Source organism: Streptomyces sp. NRRL F-5123, from assembly GCF_000721495.1.
In the GTDB taxonomy this organism is placed as follows: domain Bacteria; phylum Actinomycetota; class Actinomycetes; order Streptomycetales; family Streptomycetaceae; genus Actinacidiphila.
Window position 1 is genome coordinate 30,000 of the sequence record NZ_JOHY01000043.1, and the last position, 16,334, is coordinate 46,333.

Below are 16,334 nucleotides of genomic sequence, written 5' to 3' on the forward strand. Positions count from 1 at the left end.
GATTCCCGCCCCCGCACACTGGACCTCGATGCCGACCACCACGACCGACCCCGCCGACCGACCCCGCCGCCGCCTCGGCCGGGGCGTTCCGACGCACGCGGAGGCGCCGCCCCCGGCGGAGCCGGCGGCCGAGGACGCGGTCCCGGAGGCGGCGGAGGACGTACGCGCGGACGTAACGCCGCACGTACCGGCGGACGTACCGGCCGCGGATGTACCGGCGGTCGCGGACGTAACGCCGCACGTACCGGCGGCCGTGGACGTACCGGAGCCCGGGGACGTACCGCCCGACGCGGCGGCCGGGGAAGGGCCGGGCAATGCGGCGGAGGACAGCGGGGCCGGGGAAGGCGAGGAGGCCGACGACGGGCGCTTCACCGTACGGCTGCACAATTTCGAGGGACCCTTCGATCTGCTGCTCCAGCTGATCGCCAAGCACAAGCTGGACGTCACCGAGGTCGCGCTCTCGAAGGTCACCAACGAGTTCATGGCGCACCTGCACGCCATGGGCCCGGACTGGGACCTCGACCAGACCACCGAATTCCTGGTCGTCGCCGCCACGCTGCTGGACCTCAAGGCGGCCCGGCTGCTGCCCGCCGCCGAGGTCGAGGACGAGGCCGACCTCGCGCTGCTGGAGGCCCGCGACCTGCTCTTCGCGCGGCTGCTGCAATACCGCGCCTACAAGCAGATCGCCGCGATCTTCGCCGAGCGCCTGGAGCACGAGGCGCTGCGCCGCCCGCGCACGGTCGGCCTGGAGCCGCAGCACGCCGAGCTGCTGCCCGAGGTCGTGCTCAGCATCGGCCCCGAGCGCTTCGCGCAGCTCGCCGTCAAGGCGATGCAGCCCAAACCGCGGCCGCAGGTCTACGTCGACCACATCCACGCCCCGCTGGTCAGCGTGCGCGAGCAGGCCGAGCACGTCATCGCGCTGCTGCGCGAGCGCGGCAGCGCCAGCTTCGGCGAGCTGACCGCGGACGCGCCGGACACGCTCACCGTCGTGGCCCGCTTCCTGGCGCTGCTGGAGCTCTACCGGGAGAAGGCCGTCGGGCTCGACCAGGAGGAGGCGCTGGGCGCCCTCCAGGTCCACTGGACGGGCGGCGAGCAGGCGCCGGACGCCCCGCTGGTGACGGACGAGTTCGACCGGGAGGCGGCGCCGCCGGACAAGCCGGGGAAGCCCGGGAAGCAGAGCAGGCAGGGCGAGGGGGCCGCCGCGGAACCGGCGGCGGCCGGGAACGGAGCACAGGGATGACCGAGGTGACGGATCTCACCGCGGGGCTGGAGGTGCCCGAGCAGCAGTCCGCACCCGCCGGGCTGCTCTCGGCGGACACCGCCGAGCTGGAGCTGAAGCCCGCGCTCGAAGCCGTCCTCATGGTGGTCGACGAGCCCGCGACCGAGGAGCAGCTCGCGAAGGTCCTGGACCGGCCGCGGCGGGCGGTCGGCAAGGCGCTGCGCGAGCTGTCCGACGACTACACGCGCGAGGGCAGGGGCTTCGACCTGCGGCTGATCGCCGGGGGCTGGCGTTTCTACACCCGCCCGGACTTCGCGCCCGCGGTGGAGAAGTTCGTCCTGGACGGCCAGCACGCCCGGCTCACGCAGGCCGCGCTGGAGACGCTCGCGGTCGTCGCCTACCGGCAGCCGGTCAGCCGCTCGCGGGTCTCGGCGGTGCGCGGCGTCAACTGCGACGGGGTCATGCGCACCCTGCTGCAGCGCGGGCTGGTCGTCGAAGGTGGGACGGAACCCGAGACAGGTGCGATCCTGTACAGGACGACGAACTACTTCCTGGAACGCATGGGCCTGCGCAGCCTCGACGAGCTGCCCGAGCTCGCCCCGTTCCTGCCGGAGGCGGACGCGGTCGAGGCGGAGTCCCAGGAGGGGCTGCCGTCGTTCGATCCGGATGCGCCGGACGAACCCTCGACACTTGCGAAGACGGACGACTGATGCGAAGCAGCGACAGGAACAGCGGCGCCGACCGGACCCCCAGGAGCGGCGGGGGCGCCCCCCGGCGGGGCACCGGCACGGGCGGCCGGGGCGCCAGCGGCAGTTCCGACCGCCGCGGTGACGCGCCGCGCCGCGGTGACGCCCCCCGCCGTGGCGACGGGCCCCGCCGTGGCGACGCCCCGCGCCGCGGTGAGGGCGGCGGCCGGGACGAGGCCCCGCGCCGCGGTGACGGCGGCCCGCAGCGGCCGCGCAAGCCGCGTCCCGAGGAGCGCCGCTACGACGTCGGTGACACCGGCCAGTCCGGCGCGAACAAGCCCGGCGGCATGCCCCGCACCAAGCCCGGCGGCCCCGGCCCGGCCGGCAACCGCGGACGCGGACGCGGCAGCGCCCCGGCCCGCCCCCGCGAGCTGGACGCGCAGATCGAGGAGCGCAACCGGGAGCGGCACAGCAAGCCCAAGCTCAACCTGCCCAAGACCTTCCCCGGTGCCGAGCAGGAGGGCGAGCGGCTGCAGAAGGTGCTGGCCAGGGCGGGCATGGGCTCGCGGCGGGCGTGCGAGGAGCTCATCGAGCAGCACCGGGTCGAGGTCAACGGCCGGATCGTCACCGAGCAGGGCCTGCGCGTCGACCCCGAGCACGACGAGGTCAAGGTCGACGGCCTGACCGTCGCGACGCAGTCGTACCTGTTCTTCGCGCTCAACAAGCCCGCGGGCGTCGTCTCCACCATGGAGGACCCGGACGGGCGGCAGTGCCTCGGCGACTACGTCACCAACCGGGAGACCCGGCTCTTCCACGTCGGCCGGCTCGACACCGAGACCGAGGGCCTGATCCTGCTCACCAACCACGGCGAGCTGGCCCACCGGCTGACCCACCCGCGCTACGGCGTGCAGAAGACCTACCTGGCCGCGATCCAGGGCCCGCTGCCGCGCGACCTGGGCAAGCAGCTCAAGAGCGGCATCGAGCTGGAGGACGGCTGGGCGCGCGCCGACCACTTCCGCATCGTGCAGAACACCGGCAAGAACTACCTGGTCGAGGTCACCCTGCACGAGGGCCGCAAGCACATCGTGCGGCGCATGCTCGCCGAGGCGGGCTTCCCCGTCGACAAGCTCGTGCGCACCAGCTTCGGCCCGATCCCGCTCGGCGACCAGAAGTCCGGCTGGCTGCGCCGGCTGACCAACACCGAGGTCGGCATGCTCATGCGCGAGGTCGACCTCTAGAGCGCCGGTGCCGGGTCCGGCGCGTCCTCCGCGGAGGCGCGCCGGACGCGTACCAGGAAGTCCTCCACCCGCGCCCGGTCCGGCTCGGCGGGCAGCGGGGTGCGGGCCGCGGCGGCGTCCACCTCGTCGTGGAGTGTCCGCATCCGGCCGCGCACCTCCTCCCAGCCGACCTCGCCGCGGCGCACTGCGAGCAGCTCCTCGCGCTGCTCGCCGACATCGACGGTGAGCGTGCCCGTACGCAGCAGGTCGCGGCAGCTGGTCAGCAGCCGCAGCAGATGCATCGCGTGCTTCCAGCGCGGTGCGCCGTCCCGCCGGATGTCCGCCTCCAGCCTGCCGAGCTGCTGCTCGGCGTAGCCGCGGAAGGATGCCTCGACCCGGCGGGAGAGGAAGGCGTCGCGCAGCTCCAGCAGCTCCCGGCCGGTCGCGTCGGCGTGCTCCACGAGCGGCGAGTGCAGGCACTCCAGCAGGTTGGGGTTGGCGCGCAGCGCGAGCGAGCAGAAGCGCTCGATCTCCCAGGAGAACTCCTCCTCGCGCGGCCCGGTGACATGCGTGGGCGGCTTGTCCAGCCGCCAGAAGAGCGGAGTCGGCGCCACGAAGACCCCGCGCCGGTCGGTGTCGCTGCCGTCGGTCGCCAGCCCGAACGCGCGCGAGCCCATGACACACGCGTAGACCGTGTGCTCCCGGACCAGATCGTGCCCCAGCGATTCGCGCATGGGGGCGATTATCGCCACCGCGCCGGCGTTCCGCCGGGGAATTCCTGCTTCGGACGGTGAGCGGGTGGTCGACGGGGAGTACGGGACCGCTGGGGCCGCCACCGGCGGGCGGCGCGTCTCGCAGTACGGTCCCCGGTCTCGCGGCGGGCCCGCGCTGGCTACGCTGGACGCCCAGGTTCCCCCGCCCCCGTACCCCCAGGACACCCCCACGTGAGAACCGCACTGGTCATCGGCGCAGGGCTCATCGGCACGTCCGCCGCGCTGGCCCTCAGCGCCCGCGGCGTCGACGTCCGGCTCAGCGACCACGACGAATCCACCGCCCGCACCGCGGCGGCGCTCGGCGCGGGGAGCCTGTACGAGGCCGCGGCGGACGCGCCCGCGCCGTTCGACCTGGTGATCGTCGCGGTGCCGCCCGCGCACGTCCCGGCCGCCCTCTCCGACGCGATGGCCCGCGGGCTGGGCCGCGGCTACCTCGACGTCGCCAGCGTCAAGGGCGGTCCGCGCCGGGACCTGGAATCCCTCGGCGGTGACCTCGCCCGCTACATCGGCACCCACCCCATGGCGGGCCGGGAGCGCTCGGGACCGCTCGCCGCCAGCGCGGACCTCTTCGACGGCCGCCCCTGGATCCTCACCCCGACGCCCGGTACCGACACCGAGGTGCTCAACCTCGCGCTGGAACTGGTCGCGCTGTGCGGGGCCGTCCCCGTCGTCATGGACGCGGACGCGCACGACCGCGCCGTCGCGCTCGTCTCGCACACCCCGCAGCTCGTCTCCAGCATGGTCGCCGCCCGGCTCCAGCACGCCGAGGACAGCACGGTACGGCTGTGCGGGCAGGGCATCCTCGACGTCACCCGCATCGCCGGCTCCGAACCCGCGATGTGGATGGACATCCTCGCCGCCAACCCCGGCCCCGTCGCCGACGTCCTCGCCGACATCGCGGCGGACCTCGGCGCGACCGTCGAATCCCTGCGGGCGCTGCAGAGTGCCGACGAGGAGAAGCGGCGCGGCGGCGCGGAGGGCGTCGCGGACATACTGCGGCGCGGCAACGCGGGCCGCGCGAGGGTGCCCGGCAAACACGGGACCGCGCCGAAGGCGTACGAGGTCGTGGCCGTCCTCATCGGGGACCAGCCCGGCGAGCTGGCCCGCCTCTTCGCCGACGCCGGCGCGGCGGGCGTCAACATCGAGGACGTGCGGATCGAGCACAGCGCCGGCCAGCAGGCGGGCCTGGCCCAACTCTTCGTCGAGCCCCGCTCGGCCCCCGTCCTCTCCGCGGCCCTCCGCGACCGCGCCTGGTCCTTGCGGCCCTGAGGCCTGGGCACCCCGGGGTGCCCCTCGCGGCGGGCCGCGCGACCTCCCGCCGGTGGTGGGCCGGTGGTGTAGCTCTGGCCCAGAGCTTCGCCTGGGCGGTACCCCCACGCGCCCCTGGTTTCTTGCCCGGCGCGGCAGAAGCGAGCCCTTACCGTGCTGGGTGAGCGTTTTCAGGGGCGCGGGGAACTGCGCGACCGGCCACCCACCCACCGCAAGGTCGCGGTGCCCGCCGCAAGGGGCACCCCGGGGCGTCACCGGCGGTCCGGCACGGAGCGGGAGGCCGGTAGCCTTGGGGGAATGGCCCGGCGGCGAGCCGGTTGGCACGACAAAGGAAAGGCTCACCGTGGAGAACCCGGTGATCGTCGCGATCGACGGCCCCTCCGGCACAGGCAAGTCCAGCACGTCCAAGGCGGTCGCCGTCAGGCTGGGGCTGAGCTACCTCGACACCGGCGCGCAGTACCGGGCCATCACCTGGTGGATGCTGTCGAACGGGGTGGACGTCGCCGACCCCGCCGCGATCGCCGACGCGAGCGGCAAGCCCGTCATCGTGTCCGGCACGGACCCGCGCGACCCGCGGATCAGCGTCGACGGCGTGGACGCCTCCGGCCCGATCCGCTCGCAGGAGGTCACCGCCGCGGTCAGCGCGGTCAGCGCGGTGCCCGAGGTGCGCGCCCGCATGGTCGAGTACCAGCGGGCCGCCGCCGCGGCGGCCGCGACCGGCATCGTGGTCGAGGGCCGCGACATCGGCACCACCGTGCTGCCCGACGCCACGGCGAAAATCTTCCTGACCGCCTCCGCGGAGGTCCGCGCCGCCCGCCGCAGCGGCGAGCTGCTGGGCGCGGTGAGCGTCGCCGCGACGCAGGAGGCCCTGGTCAAGCGGGACGCCGCCGACTCCGGCCGGAAGACCTCGCCGCTGGCGAAGGCCGCGGACGCGATAGAGGTCGACACCTCGGACCTGACCCTGGACGAGGTCGTCGACCGGGTCGTCGCCCTGGTGGGGGAGAAGAAGGCGACCGCGAGGTGACCACCGCCCCGCCCAGCCCGCGCGGCGCCGCCGTCGCCCGCGGCATCGGCATCGGCCTGATGAACGGCCTGTGGCGCCCCCGGGTGCTCGGCACCTGGCGCGTCCCCGCGCAGGGGCCGCTCATCCTTGCCGGCAACCACGCGCACAACGTCGACGGCCCGATGCTGATCGGCACCAGCCCGCGCCCCCTGCACTTCCTGGTGAAGAAAGAGGCCTTCGTCGGGCCGCTGGACCCGTTCCTGCGGGCCATCGGCCAGATCGAGGTCGACCGTACGGGTGCCGACCGCGCCGCGATCACCAGCGCCCTGAAAGTGCTGGAGAACGGCGGTGTACTGGGCATCTTCCCCGAGGGCACCCGCGGCACGGGCGGCGACTTCGCCCAGCTGCGCGCCGGGCTCGCGTATTTCGCCGTACGCTCGGGTGCGCCGGTCGTTCCGGTCGCGGTGCTCGGCAGCGCCCGCAAGGGCCGGCTGGTACCGCAGCTCCCGCCGCTGCGCAGCCGTATCGACGTCGTGTACGGGGAGCCGTTCACCGCCGTCACGGAGGGCGGGCGGCGCACGCGGGCCGCGATGGACGCCGCGACCTCCTACATCCAGGAGCGGCTGACCGCGCACATGGCCGAGGCCCGGCGGGCCACCGGCCGCTGAACCACCGCCGCCGCACCGCGGCCGGCCCCCCGGGGCCGGCCGGTGCCGCGCGCACCACTGTTGACCGACGGAGAGACCGATGGACCAGCACGACCAGCACGGCGACACCGGCGCGCTCGGCGACGCCGAGTACGCCGAGTTCATGGAACTCGCCGCCGAGGAGGGCTTCGACCTGGAGGACGTCGCCGACGACGTCGCGGCGGCGGGCCACGGCCCGCTGCCGGTGCTCGCCGTCGTCGGCCGGCCGAACGTCGGCAAGTCGACCCTGGTCAACCGGATCATCGGCCGCCGCGAAGCGGTCGTCGAGGACCGCCCGGGCGTCACCCGCGACCGAGTGACCTACGAGGCGAACTGGAACGGCCGCCGCTTCAAGATCGTCGACACCGGCGGCTGGGAGCAGGACGTGCTCGGCATCGACGCCTCGGTGGCCGCGCAGGCCGAGTTCGCGATCGAGGCGGCCGACGCGGTCGTCTTCGTCGTGGACGCCACGGTCGGCGCGACCGACACCGACGAGGCCGTCGTCAAGCTGCTGCGCCGCGCGGGCAAGCCCGTCGTGCTCGCCGCCAACAAGGTCGACGGCCCCTCCGGCGAGGCCGACGCGGCAGCGCTGTGGAACCTGGGCCTCGGCGAGCCCTTCCCGGTCTCCTCGCTGCACGGCCGCGGCACCGGCGACCTGCTCGACGCCATCCTGGAGGCGCTCCCCGAGGCGCCCGAGATGACGTTCGGCGACAGGGTCGGCGGCCCGCGGCGCATCGCGCTCATCGGCCGCCCCAACGTCGGCAAGTCGTCGATGCTCAACAAGATCGCCGGCGAGGAGCGGGTCGTCGTCAACGAGATGGCCGGCACCACCCGCGACCCGGTCGACGAGCTGATCGAGCTCGGCGGCAAGACATGGAAATTCATCGACACGGCGGGCATCCGGCGACGCGTCCACCTCACCGAGGGCGCCGACTACTACGCGAGCCTGCGCACCGCCGCCGCCCTGGAGAAGGCCGAGGTCGCGGTCATCCTCGTCGACGTCGCCGAGACGCTCGCCGAGCAGGACATGCGCATCATCTCGATGGCCGTCGAGGCGGGCCGCGCGGTCGTCATCGCCTACAACAAGTGGGACCTGCTGGACGAGGAGCGCCGGTTCTACCTGGAGCGGGAGATCGAGCGCGACCTCGTGCAGGTGCAGTGGGCGCCGCGCGTCAACGTCTCCGCCCGCACCGGGCGGCACGTCGAGAAGCTCGTCCCGGCGATCGAGACCGCGCTCGCCGGCTGGGAGACCCGGGTGCCCACCGGCAGGCTCAACGCCTTCCTCGGCGAACTCGTCGCCGCCCACCCGCACCCGATCCGCGGTGGAAAGCAGCCCCGCATCCTCTTCGGCACCCAGGCCGGCACCAGGCCGCCGCGCTTCGTGCTCTTCGCCTCCGGCTTCCTGGAGGCGGGCTACCGGCGCTTCATCGAGCGCCGGCTGCGCGAGGAGTTCGGCTTCGAGGGCACGCCCATCCAGGTCTCGGTGCGCGTCCGCGAGAAGCGCGGCCGCAAGAAGTGACCCGACCGCCCGGGGGCCCGGCCCCCGGGCGGTCCCGTCTCACAGGTCGTGCAGCCGGTTGTCGCCCTGCCCCGGCGGCAGCGCGGCCGGCCCGTTCCCCCGGTGCCGTCCCGGCGCGGCGGGCGGCACCTCCGGTTGCCACAGCCCGAAGTCGTTGAACTGCAGCGACTCCTCGCCCGTACGGTCCCCGGGCAGCGTACGGAAGAGCCGCCGGTACTCGCGGTAGAGCGCGTCGTAGATGGGCGTGGCAGAGCCACCGCTTCCGTCGGCGTCCTGCGCTCTGCGCATGGGCGGGATGTAGCGCTGGAACGGGGACCGGGAGGAACCGTCGAAGATCTGCACGTACCGCCCAACGACCCGCCTTCCCCGTGGGATGCGGGCCGCCCGGCTGAACTTTCCCCTGACGCGGGGGCTCAGGTCCCGGACAGGGGCATCGCGGCGGAGACGAGCTGGCCCCTGGCGCAGGCGCGGTCCAGCGCCTCGCGCAGCAGGTCCTCGCGGGGCTGCCGCCCGATCGCCCCGGCGGGCCCGGCGTAGACGAACACCGCGTTCGTGCGGTTCACGGCAGCGCGCCAGCCGTCGCTCACCTGGAGCGGCTGGTGCGCCTGCCACCACGCGGCGGCGGGGGCGCCGCCCATCGGGGGCTGGAGCACGGCGTGCAGCTTGCCCATCGCCAGCAGCACCGACCAGCCCGTGAGCGGCGACGGCGGCGCCGCGAGGTCGAGCTGCGGCATGAAGCCCTGCTCGATGAGCAGCGGCAGGAAGTCGTCGCCGCCCCCGATCGCGCCGGCCCGGGCGACGGGCCCGGTCGGCTCGATCACCAGCGCGGGGTGCAGCGCCTCCTCGACGATGATCAGCCCGCAGGTGATGCCGAGCACGGCCTGCCGCGGCGCGGCCTCCGGCGCGGGCATCTGGGCGGGGACGGGCGCGGGCCGTACCGGCGAGTGAAACGGTACGGCAGGTGCGGGCGGCGCGGTCCCCTCACCGGCGATGCTGCGCACCGCACCCTGCAGCTGCTCCTCCGCGACCGGCACGACCTGCGACGGGATGCAGGCGGCGTGGGCGAAGGCGAGCACCGCGGTCTCGTCGCCGACGAAGAGCACCGTGCTGGTCCGCTCCTGCGTGCTGTCCCCCGGGGTGCGGCAGGACGTGCAGTCGTACGTGCCCGGGGCGTTCTCGCCGGCGAGGAGACGCCTGGTCTCCTCCTCGCCGATCTCGGCTCGTACCTCGTCGCTCACGTCGAGCAGGGGCGCCACGGGAGTCTCCTTGGTCCGTTCGGCCGGGCCTGCCCCGGCGCACTGTGACAACGGACGGTCTGTGCGCGGAGTCACGGTTTGCGCTCCCGTCGCTTGCGACCCGCACGCCGGACTGGGCCGAACGGGTGCGCCGGGGCGCGGCACGGGGCGCGGCTCCGGCGGGGGCGGGGGAACGCGTGCTTAGCGTGGGCCGATGAGCGAGAAATCGTCTTATCGTCATGTGTCGAGGTGTCAACGCGCCGCAGCCGTCGCCGGTTTCGGCGCCGTGGCCGTCCTGCCGCTGGCCGTCCAGCCCGCGGCGGCCGCGCAGGCGCCCGTCCCCGCGCGCCCGCCGGCCGTGCTCGGCGGCGCCCCCGCGACCGGGCTCCCCGCGATCGGCTTCCCGGCGGCCTCCCCGCGGAACGGCGCGGCGACCGGTGTCCCGGCAACCGCGGGCGTGCCCGGCCCCCCGTCCGGCGTCCCGGCGGCGCCGCCGCGCACCCGCTCCGTCTGGGACGACCTCGCCCTGTGCGAGAGCAGCGGCGACTGGCACATCAACACCGGCAACGGCTTCTACGGCGGCCTCCAGTTCTGGCAGCCCACCTGGGAGGCGTTCGGCGGCCTGAAGTACGCCGGGCGGGCCGACCTCGCCACCCCCGGGCAGCAGATCGCGGTCGCCGAAGCCGTGCTGCGGGAGCAGGGCTGGGGAGCCTGGCCGGTGTGCTCCAAGCGGCTCGGACTCAGCGGCGGGGCGACCTCGGTGCACACCGTCAAGGCCGGCGAGACGCTGACCGGTATCGCGTGTGCCGAGGATCTTCCGGGCGGCTGGCAGAAGCTCTACGCCCTGAACAAGAACGCCGTCGGAGCCGACCCCGACAAGCTGATCCCCGGCACTCTCCTCAGCCTGAAGTGAATTCCGCGGTGCGTCCCGGAGGCTGCGCGGAATGCCGGGCAGGCCACCCGTTCTCCGCACGCCTCCGGCCCGTTACCTGAATCCCGGTTGAACCCCTGCTGAACGCCCGGTGCCGCCGGGGCCCGGCGGCACCGGGCCCCGGGCCCGGGGCGCCCGCCGGCACCGCGGAATTCCCCCGCCCGATACCCCGCATCCGCCTCGTCGGGCCCGGGTGAACGGCCGGCGGGCAACCGGCCGCCGGGGAGTCTGCGGGGTGTCCGAATGGCAATCCGTCCCCTATAGCGGTCGGCCGCGGACGGTGGGCATTGCAGGGAGTTGTGTGTAAATCGTGTGCACAGGAATTTCCGGCCCGAGTTATTCACCTCGGCGCAATGTCCGCGATGCACGATCCGTGACGCGAACACGGCAGCTCCCCGCGGGGCAGGGCGGCGCGCGGCGCGACGGCGGCCTACGGTGGCAGGCATGGCCCCCGCATCGCACTCCGAAGACGCCCACGGCCCCCGCCCCGAAGGCCCCGGCCCCGAGGACTCCCGCCCCGGCGAGCCGTCCCGGGACGGCCCTCCCGCGCAGCCCTTCCCCGGCGGCATCCCCGACGACGACCTGGACGCCTACGTCGGCCTGCCGCAGCGGGAGGCCGAGCGGCGGGCGTACGAGCGCGGCTGGCGGCCGGTCCGCAGTTTGCCGCGGGACGCGGTCGTGACCATGGAGTACGTCGTCGGGCGGCTCAACTTCACGGTCGACGGCGGCCGCGTCGTCCGCTGCTGGACCGGCTGAGCCGGCTCCGTCCCGGAGGAACCCCGCGCGCCCCGTACACAGGCGCGGGCCGGGTGCCGTACCGCGCGAGGGCGGGGCACCCGGCCCGGAGCCGGTCGAAAGGGGTGAAAAGCGGGGAAGGGGGAGGGAAAAGCGCGAAAAGCGCCGAGGTCAGCCGGCGACGCCGCGGCCGCGGGCCTGCTGGTGGACCAGCGGGCCCGCCGAGCGCGGGTGCTCGCTCTGCGGGCGGCGGCTGCCGGCCGGGGTCGTGGTGGTGCGCTCGTGCCGTCCGGGGGCCTGCCGGGCCGCGGTCGGACGGGCCGCGGCGTGCGGGCCCTTCGCTGTGACCGGCAGGCGGGCTGCGGACGTGTCGTCCGGGCCGTCGTCGTCGCCGTCCGCGCGGGCGAGCGCGCCGAGCGGGACCGCGGTCAGCGACCGGGCATTACGGCGGCTCCCGCGGTGGAACAGCCGCGCCCACCCGGCGGTCAGACGGGCCTCGGCCGAGGCCATCGCCGGTTCGAACCAGGGCAGCGCCAGCAGGATGAGGAGGCCGGCCGCCCAGCCGAGGAGCACGTCGCTCACCCAGTGCGTGCCGAGGTAGACCGTCGTCGCGCCCACGCCGAGCGCGAGCAGCGCGCTCGCGATCGAGCCCCAGCGCCGCGCGCGCGGCGTGGTGCCCAGATACGCCAGAACGCCCCAGGTCACCACCGCGTTGGCGGTGTGACCCGAGGGAAATATGTCGCCGCCGGCGAACATCTCGGCCGATCCCACGGTCGTCGCGTAATGGGGGCCGAGCCGTCCGAGGCCGTACTTCACGGCCCCCACGGTGATGTTCAGCAGCAGCAGGGAGGTGCCCAGCACCAGCAGCGGGTACAGCGTCCGGCGGCGCCACGCCCGCCAGCTCAGCCACGCGAGCACCATCACGGCCGTGGGGCCGCGCTGGCCGAGGACCACGAAGTAGTCCAGGAAGGCGTGGATCTGCGGCCACTGCTTGTAGGGGCGCCAGAGCATGACCTGCCAGTCGAGCGTCACCAGCTTGGACGTGGTGAGGACGCCCACGACGATGGCCACGTACACGGCCAGCGTCGCACCGAACAGCCATACGCGTGTTCGACTCATCCGGCCCAGGGCGCGGCGGGTCGGGTGCTCCGCAGCGCGGTGGAGCCTGTCATCGGTACGCACCCAATTGACGTTACAGCGTGTGACGGCACAGGTCGGCCGATAGGCCTGCTTTGTAATGACGATGTGATGTGGACTGCGTCTCACCACCCCTTTGGCGCACGGGGTTTCGCGGGAATGCGGTCGGGGACCGGCGGTTAACCCAGAGGTGGTGATACTCACATGAGCGTCTTCTTATTTATCGCTTATTTCCCTCATCTTTCTCACCGGTTTCCCGTCCGCTGAGCGGACGCCGGTGACCGGGAGTGGCCGCCGCCGCAGCGGCCGGCTGCGGCCGGACCGCGGCCGGGTGAGTGCGGCCGCGCCGCCGTCCCCGGGCCCTGGACGCGGGCAAGACTGGTCCGTAACGTCGGCCTGGCCGTCGTTACCACTGCTAGTTTTCCGGCCGGAGGTCCCCTGCCATGCCGCCCGCTTCCGCCCTGCCGCCCTTCGACCCGTACGACCCGCTGGGCCTGGACGACCTGCTGAGCGACGAGGACCGCGCGGTCCGCGACACCGTACGGGCCTGGGCCGCCGACCGCGTGCTGCCGCACATCGCCGGCTGGTACGAACGCGGCGAGCTGCCGGGCATCCGCGACCTCGCGCGCGAGCTGGGCGCGATCGGGGCGCTCGGCATGCAGCTGACCGGCTACGGCTGCGCGGGGGCCAGTGCGGTCCAGTACGGGCTGGCGTGCCTCGAACTGGAGGCGGCCGACTCCGGCATCCGCTCGCTGGTGTCGGTGCAGGGCTCGCTCGCCATGTACGCGATCCACCGCTTTGGTTCCGAGGAGCACAAGCGGGAGTGGCTGCCGAGGATGGCCGCGGGCGAGGTCATCGGCTGCTTCGGCCTCACCGAGCCCGACCACGGCTCGGACCCGGCCGGAATGCGCACCCGGGCCCGCCGGGACGGCGCCGACTGGGTGCTCGACGGCCGCAAGATGTGGATCACCAACGGGTCGGTCGCCGGGGTCGCCGTGGTGTGGGCGCAGACCGACGACGGCGTCCGCGGCTTCGTGGTGCCGGCCGGCACCCCCGGCTTCAGCGCCCCGGAGATCCACCACAAGTGGAGCCTGCGCGCGTCCGTCACCAGCGAGCTCGTCCTGGACGGCGTCCGGCTGCCCGGCTCCGCGGTGCTCCCGGAGGTCACCGGGCTGCGCGGCCCGCTCAGCTGCCTCAGCCACGCCCGCTACGGCATCGTGTGGGGGGCGATGGGCGCCGCCCGCGCCAGCTTCGAGGCGGCGCTGAGCTACGCCCGCGAGCGCGAGCAGTTCGGGCGCCCGATCGGCGGCTTCCAGCTCACCCAGGCCAAGCTCGCCGACATGGCCGTCGAGCTCCACAAGGGCATCCTGCTGGCCCACCACCTGGGCCGCCGGATGGACGCCGGGCGGCTGCGCCCCGAGCAGATCAGCTTCGGCAAGCTCACCAACGTCCGCGAGGCGATCGAGATCTGCCGCACGGCCCGGACCGTCCTCGGCGCCAACGGGATCTCGCTGGAATACCCCGTCATGCGGCACGCCACCAACCTGGAGTCGGTGCTCACCTACGAGGGCACGGTCGAGATGCACCAGCTGGTGCTGGGCAAGGCCCTCACCGGGATCGACGCCTTCCGCGGCTGACGCCCGCCCGGCCGCGTACTGCCGCGTGTCTACATGTGGACACGCGGCAGTACGCGGTCCAGCCGCCGCGGGAACCACCAGTTGGCCCGGCCCATGAGGAACATCGTGGACGGCACCAGCAGCAGCCGGACGACCGTGGCGTCCAGCACCACGCTCACCGCGAGGCCCAGCGCGAGCATCTTGACCACGACAGTGGGCGAGACGGTGAAGGACAGGAAGACCGCGGTCATGATGAAGGCCGCGCTGGAGATGACCCGGCCGGTCGCGGACAGCCCCGCGCCGACCGACCGGGTGTTGTCGGCGGTGCGGTGCCAGGCGTCGGAGATCCGCGACAGCAGGAAGATCTCGTAGTCCATGGACAGCCCGAAGACGATCGCGAACATCATCATCGGCACGTACGACTCGATCGGCACCGCCTCCGGCAGCCCCAGCGCGCCCGTCGCCCAGCCCCACTGGAAGGCCGCGGTCAGCACGCCGTACGAGGCGCCGGTCGTCAGCAGGTTCAGCACCACCGCCTTGAGCGGGACGACCAGGCTGCGGAAGACCGTCATCAGCAGCACGAAGGCGGCGAGCAGCACGATGCCGATGATGACCGGCAGCCGGTCCTTCACCGTGTCGCGGAAGTCGAACTGGCTCGGCGCGATGCCGGTCAGATAACCGCGGGCGCCCGTGCCGTGCAGCGCGCCGGGCAGCACGTGCCGGGTCAGCGCGTTGAACAGTCCGCCGGTCGCGGCCGATTGCGGGTCGCCGGTCGGGGTGAGCGTGCCGACCAGCAGCTTGCCGTCCGAGGTCTGCTGGAGCGGCGTCGCGGCAGCCACGTCCGGGGTGCCGGAGAGCGCCGTGTCCACGTCGTCGGCGACCTGGCTCGCCGGCACGGTGGCGCGGCCGACGTCCACCACGACGGTGAAGGGCGCGTTGGCGCCGGGGCCGAAGCCGGGCCCCCGCGCGTCGGAGATTCGGTCGAAGGCCGTCCTGCTGGTCGTCCCGGACTCGGCGGCGCCGTCGTCGACATGGCCCAGCCGCATCGAGAACAGCGGCACGGCGAGCACCGCCAGCAGCGCCACCCCGCAGCACAGGATGACCGCGCCGTGCCGGGAGACCAGCGCCGCGTAGCGGTGCCAGGCGTCGCTGTCGCCCGCCGTCTCGGCCACCGGGCGGCGGCGCAGCGTCCAGCGGTCGATGTGCCGGCCGGCGAGCGCGAGCGCCGCGGGCACCAGCGTCAGCGACGCGCAGGCCGTCACCACCACGGCGATCGTCGCCGCCAGCCCCAGCTTGCCGATGAAGGTCAGCCCGCACGCGTACAGGCTCAGCAGCGCCACCGCCACCGTCGTCGCGGCCACCAGGACGGCGTGGCCGCTGGTCGCGCAGGTGCGCGCGACCCCGTCGGCGGGGGAGCGGCCGTCGATGAGGTCCTGCCGGAAACGGGTCGTCAGGAAGAGCGCGTAGTCGATGCCGACGCCGAGGCCGATCATGGTGGCAAGCGTCGGCGCGGCAGTGGCGAAGGTGACCGCGCCCGCCACGATGCCCACCACGCCGATGCCCGCGAGCACGCTCACCAGCGCGCACGCCAGCGGCAGGACGGCGGCGAGCAGGCTGCCGAAGACCAGCAGCAGGATGACCAGGGCCACGGCGATGCCGACGACCTCGCTCTTCAGATCGTTCGCCGGCGCGGTGGTCACCTGGTCCAGACCGCCGCCGTACGCCACCTGCACGCCGTCGGAGCGCGCGGGCGCGGTCGCCGTGTCGAGCCGGTCGACGTAGCCGTGGCCCAGCTCCTTGAGCGGCTCGTCGAAGGAGACCGTGGTGTACGCGGTCGCGCCGTCGGAGCTGGTGACCAGGGCCGAGGCGGCGGTGGCGTGCGGCATCGCCTTCAGATTGCCGACGGCCTGCTGCACGGACTGCTGGTGGTCGGCGACGGTGCCGCTCGTGGTGTGGAAGACGACCAGGCCGTTCGGGGCCGCGGCCGCCGGGTCGGAGGCCGCGAGCAGGTCGGCGCCGGTGTCGGACTGCGTGCCCGGCAGGGTGATCTGGTCGCTGAACGTCGGGGCCACCACGTGCCGTCCGGCGAGCGCCGCCGCCATGACCACGAGCCACACCAGGACGACCCGGCCGGCGTGCCGGGCGCAGAAGGCGCCCAGCCGGGCAAGCCGCCCGGCTGGCTGCCGCGGACCGGGGACCGGGGCGGGAGAGGAACCGGCCGGGGCCGGTGGGGGAGCGGTCGGCACGGCGCCTCCGTCACGAGGGCGGGAATTGTGCCGATTATCGCTGATATGTCGGGAGTTGCCCG

15 protein-coding genes are annotated in these 16,334 nt (G+C 74.0%); 10 read left to right on the forward strand and 5 right to left on the reverse strand.

All coding sequences use genetic code 11. The features are described 5' to 3' along the window. Window positions 1-28 precede the first annotated feature (28 nt). Genes IH54_RS0127595 through IH54_RS0127605 form a run of 3 tightly spaced genes read left to right on the forward strand, consistent with a single transcriptional unit; the run spans window position 29 to window position 3,143 of the window. Window positions 29-1,240: a segregation and condensation protein A gene (locus IH54_RS0127595; RefSeq protein ID WP_078862566.1), complete on the forward strand. Its 1,212-nt coding sequence runs from the start codon at window positions 29-31 to the stop codon at window positions 1,238-1,240. Further along, the gene (gene scpB / locus IH54_RS0127600; RefSeq protein ID WP_078862567.1) at window positions 1,237-1,929 is read left to right on the forward strand and encodes an SMC-Scp complex subunit ScpB; all 693 of its coding nucleotides are present in this window, start codon (window positions 1,237-1,239) and stop codon (window positions 1,927-1,929) included. The genes IH54_RS0127595 and scpB overlap by 4 nt, the downstream gene beginning before the upstream one ends. Beyond that, window positions 1,929-3,143: a pseudouridine synthase gene (locus IH54_RS0127605; protein WP_031521853.1), complete on the forward strand. Its 1,215-nt coding sequence runs from the start codon at window positions 1,929-1,931 to the stop codon at window positions 3,141-3,143. The genes scpB and IH54_RS0127605 overlap by 1 nt, the downstream gene beginning before the upstream one ends. On the opposite strand, the gene IH54_RS0127610 is transcribed toward IH54_RS0127605, so the two are convergent. After that, a complete protein-coding gene (locus IH54_RS0127610) occupies window positions 3,140-3,856 on the reverse strand; it encodes a DNA polymerase beta superfamily protein (protein WP_031521856.1) in 717 nt (238 codons plus the stop codon). The two genes, IH54_RS0127605 and IH54_RS0127610, sit on opposite strands and share 4 nt — an antisense overlap. Before the next feature lie 210 nt (window positions 3,857-4,066). Between IH54_RS0127610 and IH54_RS0127620 the strand changes: the two genes are divergently transcribed. The 4 genes from IH54_RS0127620 to der all read left to right on the forward strand — a co-directional run bounded on the left by IH54_RS0127620 (window position 4,067) and on the right by der (window position 8,372). Beyond that, window positions 4,067-5,164, forward strand: coding sequence for a prephenate dehydrogenase (locus IH54_RS0127620; protein WP_031521860.1), 1,098 nt, complete (start codon window positions 4,067-4,069; stop codon window positions 5,162-5,164). A 343-nt stretch (window positions 5,165-5,507) separates the two neighbouring features. Next, window positions 5,508-6,188, forward strand: a complete 681-nt coding sequence (gene cmk, locus IH54_RS0127625; RefSeq protein WP_043182445.1) for a (d)CMP kinase — start codon at window positions 5,508-5,510, stop codon at window positions 6,186-6,188. Window positions 6,189-6,247: 59 nt separating this feature from the next. After that, window positions 6,248-6,835 carry a lysophospholipid acyltransferase family protein gene (locus IH54_RS0127630; protein WP_078862578.1) on the forward strand — a complete coding sequence of 196 codons (588 nt, stop codon included), beginning with the start codon at window positions 6,248-6,250 and terminating at the stop codon, window positions 6,833-6,835. Between the two features lie 79 nt (window positions 6,836-6,914). Further along, the gene (gene der, locus IH54_RS0127635) at window positions 6,915-8,372 is read left to right on the forward strand and encodes a ribosome biogenesis GTPase Der (protein WP_031521867.1); all 1,458 of its coding nucleotides are present in this window, start codon (window positions 6,915-6,917) and stop codon (window positions 8,370-8,372) included. A 39-nt stretch (window positions 8,373-8,411) separates the two neighbouring features. Here the strand turns inward: der and IH54_RS40290 are convergent, their stop codons facing one another. Then, a complete protein-coding gene (locus IH54_RS40290; RefSeq protein WP_043182473.1) occupies window positions 8,412-8,660 on the reverse strand; it encodes a hypothetical protein in 249 nt (82 codons plus the stop codon). Window positions 8,661-8,785: 125 nt separating this feature from the next. Further along, window positions 8,786-9,628 (reverse strand): hypothetical protein, encoded by an 843-nt coding sequence (locus IH54_RS0127645; protein ID WP_107060273.1) that lies wholly within the window; start codon window positions 9,626-9,628, stop codon window positions 8,786-8,788. A 193-nt stretch (window positions 9,629-9,821) separates the two neighbouring features. Here IH54_RS0127645 and IH54_RS47970 point away from each other — a divergent pair, with 193 nt between their 5' ends. Next, entirely contained in the window at window positions 9,822-10,520 is a 699-nt protein-coding gene (locus IH54_RS47970; protein WP_078862568.1) for a transglycosylase family protein, read from the forward strand. A gap of 585 nt (window positions 10,521-11,105) precedes the next feature. Further along, window positions 11,106-11,294, forward strand: coding sequence for a hypothetical protein (locus IH54_RS0127655; RefSeq protein WP_031521876.1), 189 nt, complete (start codon window positions 11,106-11,108; stop codon window positions 11,292-11,294). 150 nt (window positions 11,295-11,444) lie between these two features. Here IH54_RS0127655 and IH54_RS40300 read toward each other — a convergent pair whose 3' ends face one another. Then, window positions 11,445-12,392, reverse strand: a complete 948-nt coding sequence (locus IH54_RS40300) for a phosphatase PAP2 family protein (RefSeq protein WP_078862569.1) — start codon at window positions 12,390-12,392, stop codon at window positions 11,445-11,447. Between the two features lie 461 nt (window positions 12,393-12,853). On the opposite strand from IH54_RS40300, the gene IH54_RS0127665 reads away from it, so the two are divergent. Further along, window positions 12,854-14,047 (forward strand): acyl-CoA dehydrogenase family protein, encoded by a 1,194-nt coding sequence (locus IH54_RS0127665; RefSeq protein WP_031521881.1) that lies wholly within the window; start codon window positions 12,854-12,856, stop codon window positions 14,045-14,047. 29 nt (window positions 14,048-14,076) lie between these two features. On the opposite strand, the gene IH54_RS0127670 is transcribed toward IH54_RS0127665, so the two are convergent. Then, window positions 14,077-16,272, reverse strand: coding sequence for an MMPL family transporter (locus IH54_RS0127670; protein ID WP_031521883.1), 2,196 nt, complete (start codon window positions 16,270-16,272; stop codon window positions 14,077-14,079). Window positions 16,273-16,334 lie beyond the last annotated feature (62 nt).